We start from the raw sequence: 1,177 nt of genomic DNA, 5'->3' as shown, positions 1-1,177 counted from the left end.
ATGTAGAAGGGCTGCGTCTGGATGAAGCAATGAATCCGTTGGCGATCCTGGCTGTGGGTATGTATGGGCGGGAGTTGCCGAACCAGAACGGTGCACCACTGCGTCTGGTAGTGCCGTGGAAGTACGGCTTCAAGAGCGTGAAGTCGATTGTGCGGATCAGCCTGGTCAGCGAGCAGCCAAAGACGACTTGGCAAAGCATTGCGGCCAATGAGTATGGGTTCTACGCGAATGTGAACCCTACCGTCGACCATCCTCGCTGGACCCAGGCGCGTGAGCGTCGTTTGCCGAGCGGTCTGTTCAGCCCGAATGTGCGAGAGACGCAGATGTTCAACGGCTATTCGGATGAGGTCGCTTCTCTCTATACGGGCCTCGACCTGCGGAAGAACTACTGATGCGTTATCCGATCTGGCGCATTGGCGTCTTTATAGCCGCGGCGATCTGGCCATTTTTCTGGCTGTATGAGGCGTGGAGCTCTGTGCTCGGGCCTGATCCAGGCAAAGTGTTGATGGATCGGTTGGGGCTTGGGACCCTGATCCTGTTGCTGGTAACGCTAGGTATGACGCCGTTGCAGAAACTCAGCGGGTGGGCAGGGTGGATTGCCGTGCGTCGGCAGCTGGGGTTGTGGTGTTTTGCGTATGTGGCACTGCACCTGGCTGCGTACTGCGTATTCATCCTCGGGCTGGATTGGTCGCAGTTCGGCGTCGAGCTGCGTAAGCGGCCCTACATTATTGTCGGTGCGCTGGGGTTCCTTGGCTTATTGGTGCTGGCAGTAACGTCCAATCGTTATAGCCAGCGCCGGTTGGGCAGCCGTTGGAAGAAGCTGCATCGCCTGGTGTACGTGATTCTTGGGCTTGGTTTGTTGCACATGTTGTGGATTGTGCGGGCCGACCTGAAGGAATGGGCGATCTATGCATCTATAGGCGCGCTGCTGCTAGTGCTGCGGATCCCGCCAGTGATGCGCCGGATTCCCCGTCTTATTGCGAAAAAACCACTTTCTGCGACAAAAGCGTAATTAAGGATTGACGGCGTTTTATATCTGTCTATAATTCTCCCCACTTCCGGCGCAGTCGAAACGGAAAACTCCTTGGTAAACAACGAGTTACGAAGTTTTCGGCAGCAAGTTGCTTCAGTTCATCGAAGCCAAAAGGAAGTTGAAAAAGAGGTGTTGACAGCAGCG

General features: G+C 55.4%; 2 protein-coding genes. Both read left to right on the top strand.

Annotation, left to right across the window (positions count from 1 at the left end; all coding sequences use genetic code 11):
- Positions 1–392 (top strand): protein-methionine-sulfoxide reductase catalytic subunit MsrP (gene msrP / locus FEM54_RS32875; RefSeq protein WP_138454319.1); only part of this gene is annotated, 392 nt, incomplete at its 5' end.
- Positions 392–1,012, top strand: a complete 621-nt coding sequence (msrQ, locus tag FEM54_RS32870; RefSeq protein ID WP_017139218.1) for a protein-methionine-sulfoxide reductase heme-binding subunit MsrQ — start codon at positions 392–394, stop codon at positions 1,010–1,012. The genes msrP and msrQ, both read left to right, overlap by 1 nt.
- The last annotated feature ends 165 nt before the right edge of the window (positions 1,013–1,177 follow it).

Origin of the sequence: Pseudomonas edaphica (genome assembly GCF_005863185.1) — a bacterium.
Taxonomy (GTDB): domain Bacteria; phylum Pseudomonadota; class Gammaproteobacteria; order Pseudomonadales; family Pseudomonadaceae; genus Aquipseudomonas; species Aquipseudomonas edaphica.
Note: the sequence above shows the minus strand (reverse complement) of the source record. Positions and strands in the feature narration are given on the sequence as shown.